The sequence below is a fragment of the Streptomyces sp. NPDC031064 genome (genome assembly GCF_055570965.1).
This window is the reverse complement of sequence record NZ_JBVIGF010000015.1, coordinates 46,473-53,630: the sequence shown is the minus strand read 5'-3', so window position 1 is coordinate 53,630 and position 7,158 is coordinate 46,473. Positions and strand designations below refer to the sequence as shown.

Genomic DNA, 7,158 nt, shown 5'->3' with positions numbered 1-7,158 from the left:
CTTGATTCCCTAGATCCCCATGACGGCCACTTCCACCCATGAGGGTCAAGCGAGCTCTTCCCCGAACAGACGTCATCCCCGGCAAGCCACAACCCCTCCTCCCACCCCGCGATGGCCTCCCGAGTACGGGAAGACAGGTACAGGCAGCCTGCATCGCGAACGGGCCCAGACACAGCCCAAGGGTGACAGTAGTGGACCCGTGCAGACAGGCCAGATGGCCTGGGTGGATGGTGACCGAGCGCAGTCGGCGCACGGCGCTGGGATAAACGACGCCTGCGGGCAGGATGAACTCGCGGCGCTTGACCATGTTGAAGTCACCGTAACCGTCGGCTTCCCCGGCGCCACAGGGGGACGGCGACCCGACAGCGGCGACTTCGGCGCTGTTGTCAGATGCCCGGCGGAGCGGAGTAATGGCGCTCGCGGATTTCCGGGGTGGACCACAAGGACCATTTCCGCTCGGCATCAGCATCGATGGGCAGACGCAAGTGGGCAGTGTCGTAGCCGTGAATAGAGAGTGCGGCCAGCCCGCGTACCCGATAAAAGCCGTCCTCCGGATCCACCACCTCTCGTAGCAACTGCACCACTAGGGGGCAGAGCTGATGCCACTGCTGCGTGAGGGAGGGGTGCTGGACCAAGGGGAGGGAAGCGATCACCGCGGCATGGCGGACCTCGGGATCGGGGTCATGCCAGAACGCTGAGACCGCCGGGAACAGGCGGGGCCGCAGGGCATCAACTGCGGCGACCCAGGCGTGCAGGTCCCACGTGAAGCGGTCGTCGTCACACTCCGGGCCGAGATAGAACTCCAGCGGGACAGCGTCGGGGTCGTCATCGCGGGTATCGGCGGCGTCCAGGGCCAGGAACCCAATCCAGTCCAGCAATCCCGCACGCAGTGGCCTGGCCCGTTCGGGCCGGTGACGCACCGTGGGCAGGTCGTCGGAGCCCGGAAAGCAGGGCTGGCCCAGGGCCGTGGTACGAGGATCCGGCAGGATGGCAGCGAGATAGCACGCGACATGAAACGCCGGCGGATAGACACTGTCTTGATGACGGATCGGCTCCAGATCCCAGTACAGCGCCTTGAACCGCACCTGGGCATCCGGGTGCAGAAGGTCTTCGAGCACCTGGCGCAGCGGCAGAGGATCAGACCAGAGAGCCATCAGAGCATCCCAGTCCGTGCTCTCCAGCAGCGCGGCAGCAGTGGGAAGCGGTTCAGCGATGCGCGCCAGTATCTGTTCCTTGATCACCTGTCCAAGCATACTTAAGCTCGAACAGGTGATGTGCTGCCATCACCTTGAGTGTCAGCTCGATCCTTACGGTTAGCCGTGGGTCTGCGCTCTCCGACCAATAAGGGACCGAGTGGCGGCGCATTGAACGGCCTGAAAGAAGAAGCCCCCTGGTCGGCACGACAGGAGGCTCCTTCGACAGTTTAGATCACCCCCTGGGGCACTCTATTCCCCATCGGGCGCCACGGCCCTTCCCGGGAGCGGGAGTGGCGCCTCGGGAGCCTTTTTCCCTTCCTTCTGAAATATAACGGTCAGCGTGTATCCCTCTGGGAGGATTTCAGGAACCAAGTTCTGGCATCCACCTTGCGGTGATTTACAGACTTCCTTCTTGTTGTTGATCACAACGGTGACGTTCTTGGTCTTGGTCTTCCGCATCCAAGCTGCGATCTTGGTCTCAGTGTGCTCGGAACCATCTAGACCCTGAAAGTTCTTCGCTACCGCCCACTTACGTAGATTCGGGCTCAACTTCTGATACTCGACTGCAAGCAGGTACAAGGGGTCTTTGGTCTTTCCCGTGCCACCGCTGTGGACAACCCAGTCATCGGCGCCATTTGCCGCCTTGACTCGTTTGCCGTCTATGAAGACGCGGCTTCCACACGGTGATCCGATCGTTTTCGGCGCGGCAGGCGTTGAGGGTGTCTTGGTGGGCCTGGGAGTCCATTTGCTGCCGGTAGCAGGCAGCTACGGCGTCCAGGGTTCGACACCTATCCACCACAGGACACCCCTGCCCTGGACGGGCAGGCCGACAACGGCTTCCGCGACTGTTCGGAGGCCCTTGCGGGCCTGAAGTCGGCGGGCCTCCTTGCCGCCAGGGTCGGGGCTCACCTTGACGTGATGCAGGCGAGGCAGAACGAGTGCGGGGAGATCGGCACGCAGGTACCGCCACACGAGCACGAGCACTGGCGGAGCGGGGTGGAAACCGCCGTCGTCTACAACTGGCTCCACGGCGACCTCAAGGTGCCGTTATTCCGCGTGCCCGGCCGTGAGGACCGGGAGGCCGAAGCCGAGCGGTGGCCGGCCTCCCTCGCCGACTTCCCGATGGGTCAGTGGATCGCCGAGGTTCCCGAGCGACTCCTCCGGCCAAGCCGTCATCCGTCCCACCCGGCGTCCAACGCGACGCGGATCGGCGGCGCATGGTAAGGCAGGAGGAAGGTGGCTTTGTTTGATGTGTACCGGCCCACATTTTTTCCTCACATGATCCGCACGGATGCGGACCGGTGAGATCGGGCCGGATGCCGGGGCCGGACGCGCCGTGTGCCGCCTGGGGCATAGGCGTGCCGCAGGCGCTGCGCGCTGCCGTACTTCCTGGTCGCATCACATGTGGAATGGAACGTTCCATGTTACTCGTGGGTTCTGCCCCAGCGTAGGCAAGTCGTCTTTCGGTCAAAGATTGGCCTCAAGTGATGCGTTAAGCGGCTATACCGGCGGGTGATCGGACAGGAGCTGTCAATTCCACTTTGACTCCCCTTGAGTGATCTTCAAGACTGCGGCCCGACCACCTGGCACGCGTCGGGAACCGCGTGCGGGACCTAGCAGGGGGACCGAAACCCGAATGAAGAACAGCAACCCGAACTCCGCCCGCGTGCGGAGAGCCCTCACGCGCGGACTCGTGACCGCCACCGCGGTCGCCTCCGTCGCCGCCGTGGCCGCGCCGCAGGCTGCCATCGCCGCCCCGCCGGCTGCTCCGGCCGCGGCGGCCGGGATCGGCACCACCGACACGCAGCGGGTGGACGCCGCCGCCGTCGTCCGCCTGGACCCGAGCCCGGACGTCCTGCTGCTCAGCGACCACGACTTCATCCACGCCCTCTGGCAGAAGGCCCGTGACGGCGGTGAGACCTTCGACGCGGTGCGGCAGGCCGCCGAGGCCGCGATGAGCAGCGAATCGGCCGACGACCACGTGCAGTTCATCGTCACCGGCATCCACGAGGCGTACGCCGTCGACAAGCAGCGCGAGAAGGACAAGGCCGACGCGGCGCGTGCCGCCCGGCTCGCCAAGTCCCAGGCACTGATCGCCGTCGGCATCCCCAACAGCCCCGACCTGCTCGACCTGAGCGACGACAACTTCATCCGTGCCGTGATGCGCCACGAGGCCGCCGGGCCCGAGGTCCGCGCCGCCGCCGCGACGGCCCTGGCCGGCGAGCCGGCCGCCTGGCAGGAGTTCATCGCCAACGGCGCCCGCGAGGCGCACCAGCGCGACGTCGCCAACGAGTTGAAGGAACTGGCGGAGAAGGACCGCGCGGAGGCCGAACGCCGCAAGGAGATCGCCGCCCGCACCAACGCGGCCGCGCTCTTCCGCATCACGCCCTCCGAGGCCATGCTCGCCCTCAGCGATGACAACTTCATCCGCGAACTGCTGCGCGTCGCCCCGGCCGACGCCAAGAGCAGCGAGCTCTACGCGGCGGCGCAGCGCGCGGTCCTGAGCCCCGACCCGGCCGTGTGGAAGCAGTTCATCCACACCGGCGCCGAAGAGGCGTACAAGAAGGACGACGAGGCGCGCCGCAAGCAGATCGCCGAGGCCAACCGCCGCCTCGCGATCCAGATCCAGGCCGCCGCCGAGAAGACCGGCGTCCAGCCCAACCTGGTCGCCGCCGCCAAGAAGGCCCTGGCCGGCACCGACGAGGACGTCGCGCGGTTCCTCATGGAAGGGCAGCACCGGGCCAAGCGCCAGTCCTTCCAGCCGGCGAGCGGCAAGCCGGCGGGCTTCTACATCCGGCAGTCCGCGCCCGACGCCGGGGAGGCGTTCATCGCCCCCCTGTCCGCCGCGTCCAAGCAGACCGACCGGGAGGACGGCACCTGGATCGTCGTCCCCGCGCTCAACGGCCAGCCCGGTTGCTGGTCCTTCGAGTCCTCCCGCAAGCTCGGCCACTACCTCACGCACAAGGACCTCCGGGTCAGGATGGCCGCGAGCGACAACAGCACGCAGTTCCGCAAGGACGCCACCTGGTGCGCCAAGAAGGGCCTGAGCGGCTCCGGCACCTCCTTCGAGTCGGCCGGCCAGCCGGGCCGCTTCCTGCGCGAGTACTACGGCGACCTGTACGTGGCCAACAAGAGCGCGAAGAACCGCTTCGACGTCGAGAAGGACTTCGCCCAGGACGCGTCCTGGAAGATCGTCACCCCCCTCGCGCGCTGACCGCGCGGGAGGCGGCCGTCCCCGCACTCGCGCGCCATGGCCGCCTCCCCGCCGCGCTCTCTCCCTTCAGACCTGAGAAGAACGGAAGCACCCCATGTCCCGGATCGTCCGATCCGCCCTGGCCGTGGCGGCCGGTGTCGCCGCGCTCATCGGCGGCGTGACCGTCGCCGTCGCCGACGAGGCGCGAACCCCGTCGACTCCCAAGGCCACCACGGTGTCCACGGCCACCGTGGCCCCCGCCGACGCCAGGGCCGCGGCCGCCGCCGTGGCGGTGGCCCCGGGCGTCCAGCTCAGGGCCGCGCACAGCGACCAGTGCCTCACCATCCCCGGCGCCAGCCTCCGCAACGGCGTCAACACCGTCCAGTCCGCCTGCGCCGACGACGCCGTCAACCAGCGCGTCGACATGGTGCCCACCGGTGCCGGCACCTTCGAGCTGCGCTTCGGGCACAGCGGCAAGTGCCTCGACGTGGAGGGCGCCGGCATCAAGACCGGCACGGCCGTCCAGCAGTGGTGGTGCGTGGGGGCCGACAACCAGCGCTGGCGCCTGGTCATGGTCGACATCGCCAAGGAGCTGTACGAGCTGCGGCCCGCGCACCTCGCCGCCGACACGAACCGCTGCCTGGACATCGAGTCCGCGAGCAAGACGGACGGCGCGACCGCGCGCCTGTGGGCCTGCAACGGCTCGCTCGCCCAGCAGTGGCGCATCCACCCGGTCACGGCCGCCTGAGCCCCGTACACGCGAGAGAAACGGATCCCCACATGTCTCGGATCATCCGGGCCGCCCTGACCGCGGGCGCGGCAGTCGCCGTCCTCGCCGGCACGGCCACCGCCGTCCAGGCCGACGGTGACCCCGGTACGCCCACCTCCTCCGTCGTCGCCGCCGAGGCGGCCCGCGAGGCCGCGGCCGTCGCGGCCGCGGCGCGGGCGGAGGCCATCGCCCGCATGAAGATGGACCAGCAGGTCGTCACCCTGACCGCCGCCCACAGCAGCAAGTGCCTCGAGATCGAGGGCGGCAAGACCACGGACGGCATCAACGCCCAGCAGTACGCCTGCAACGGAACCGACTCGCAGAAATGGAACGCCGTCGCCGGCCGCAGCGGAACCTTCGAGCTGCGCAACGTCAAGAGCGGCAAGTGCCTCGAGGTCCAGGGCAAGAGCGAAAAGAACGGCGCGGCCGTCCAGCAGTTCGCCTGCGGCCAGGGGGAACACCAGCGCTGGCGGATGATGCTGGTCGACCCCGTGCGCAAGCTGTACGAGCTCCAGCCCGCGCACGCGCAGGGAATGTGCGTCGACGTGCCCAGCGCCAAGCAGGACAACGGCATCGACGCGCAGCTCTACACCTGCAACCGCTCCGACGCCCAGTTGTGGCAGGTCCGGCCGGTCGCGTGAACCGGCCGGACGGCGCGCACGGACGCGCCGTCGAACGTCACGCCGGGGCGGGACCGTACGCACGGTCCCGCCCCGGCGGCCGTGAACCGTACTTCATTCCCGAGGGGGTCTTGAGTTGAGTCGTCAGTTCAGATGCGCGCGGGCGGTGACCGTCGGCACGCTGGCCGGCGCGATCGCCCTCGCGGGCGGCGTACCGGCGTGGGCGGGTACCACCCCGGCCGCCGCACCGCGGCAAGCGGCGACCACCGTCACCGCCGTCACCGCCGTACCGGCCGATTCGCCGCAGCAGTCGCTGTCGCCGGAGCTGGCCGCCGCCGTCGAGGGGGCCCGCAAGCGGGTCACGTCGATGGCGAAAACCCACCCGGCCGCCGAGGTGCGCACCTCGGCGTGGAACGCGCTGCGCAGTTCGCGCGGGGACCAGGCACTCCTCGAGTGGCTCGCCCCCGGAGGCGGCTTCGACGCCGCCAAGCAGCGCGCCCGGGACACCCGCGCCCGGAACAAGGCGTTCTGCGAGCGGGTGATCGCCACGCACACGGCGGAGTTCTCCCCGCAGGTGCGGGCGGCCGCGACGCGGGCCCTCAAGGGGACCGCCGCCGAGCAGGCCGCGTTCGTCGCGTCCGGGTACGCCGAGGCACAGCGCCGCGACCGCGCGGCGCGCGAGGCGGGCGAGCTGCACAGGCTGGACGTCGCCGCCGCCGACCGCGAGTTCGTCGGCGGTCTTGGCGCGCAGGACCCTGGCGAGCAGGTGCGGGTCGCGGCCCAGTGGGCGCTGCGGCCCGGTTCCACGGACGCGGATGTCGCGGAGTTCTTCGGCTACGGCTGGGCGACGGGTGCGGCGCTGGACCTGACGGCGTACCGGACGCGGATCGCCGACGCGGAGGCCGTACGCCACCACACGCTGACCCGGCTGATCGCGCAGGCCACGGCGGCGGAGGCGGCCGTGGCCGGCGCGGCGGACGCCGCACGCGCCCGCGCCGAGGCCGAACGCGCCTGGCAGGCGGTTTCCGAGCACGCCGGCGCGGCGCAGCGCGCCTGGCAGGCGGAACAGGCCGCCGCGGCCGCGCAGGCGGACAACTGGCGGAACGTCGCCCGGTTGTCCCGCGAGTCCGCCGAGCGCCTCTGGCAGGCGATCTCCGGCACCGCCGACGACCACGAGGCCGCCTGGGCCGGGGAGCGGCAGGCGGCGGACGAGGCGGCCGCGTTCTGGAAGGCCATGTTCGACCGGGCTCAGGACGGCGAGAGCCGCACCCGGGGCTGAGCCCGGGGAAGCGCCCAGGGAAGCGCCCAGGGAAGCGCCCAGGGAAGCGCCCAGGGAAGCGCCCAGGGAAGCGCCCGGGGAAGCGCCCGGGGAAGCGCCCG

At 69.7% G+C, this 7,158-nt stretch carries 7 protein-coding genes; 5 read left to right on the top strand and 2 right to left on the bottom strand.

The features are described from left to right. Positions 1–386: 386 nt before the first annotated feature. A complete protein-coding gene (locus ACZ46W_RS35095; RefSeq protein ID WP_468346427.1) occupies positions 387–1,241 on the bottom strand; it encodes a hypothetical protein in 855 nt (284 codons plus the stop codon). A gap of 204 nt (positions 1,242–1,445) precedes the next feature. Beyond that, positions 1,446–1,745, bottom strand: a complete 300-nt coding sequence (locus ACZ46W_RS35090) for a DddA-like double-stranded DNA deaminase toxin (protein WP_468346433.1) — start codon at positions 1,743–1,745, stop codon at positions 1,446–1,448. Positions 1,746–2,114: 369 nt separating this feature from the next. Between ACZ46W_RS35090 and ACZ46W_RS35085 the strand changes: the two genes are divergently transcribed. From ACZ46W_RS35085 to ACZ46W_RS35065, 5 genes are all read left to right on the top strand, one after another. Next, positions 2,115–2,420, top strand: coding sequence for a hypothetical protein (locus ACZ46W_RS35085; RefSeq protein ID WP_468346425.1), 306 nt, complete (start codon positions 2,115–2,117; stop codon positions 2,418–2,420). Between the two features lie 412 nt (positions 2,421–2,832). Then, positions 2,833–4,410 (top strand): AbfB domain-containing protein, encoded by a 1,578-nt coding sequence (locus ACZ46W_RS35080; protein WP_468346423.1) that lies wholly within the window; start codon positions 2,833–2,835, stop codon positions 4,408–4,410. Between the two features lie 94 nt (positions 4,411–4,504). Beyond that, on the top strand, positions 4,505–5,137 hold the full coding sequence (locus ACZ46W_RS35075) for an RICIN domain-containing protein (RefSeq protein WP_468346421.1): 633 nt from the start codon (positions 4,505–4,507) through the stop codon (positions 5,135–5,137). A gap of 32 nt (positions 5,138–5,169) precedes the next feature. Next, positions 5,170–5,799 carry an RICIN domain-containing protein gene (locus tag ACZ46W_RS35070; protein ID WP_468346419.1) on the top strand — a complete coding sequence of 210 codons (630 nt, stop codon included), beginning with the start codon at positions 5,170–5,172 and terminating at the stop codon, positions 5,797–5,799. A gap of 145 nt (positions 5,800–5,944) precedes the next feature. Then, positions 5,945–7,057: a hypothetical protein gene (locus ACZ46W_RS35065; RefSeq protein WP_468346417.1), complete on the top strand. Its 1,113-nt coding sequence runs from the start codon at positions 5,945–5,947 to the stop codon at positions 7,055–7,057. Positions 7,058–7,158 lie beyond the last annotated feature (101 nt).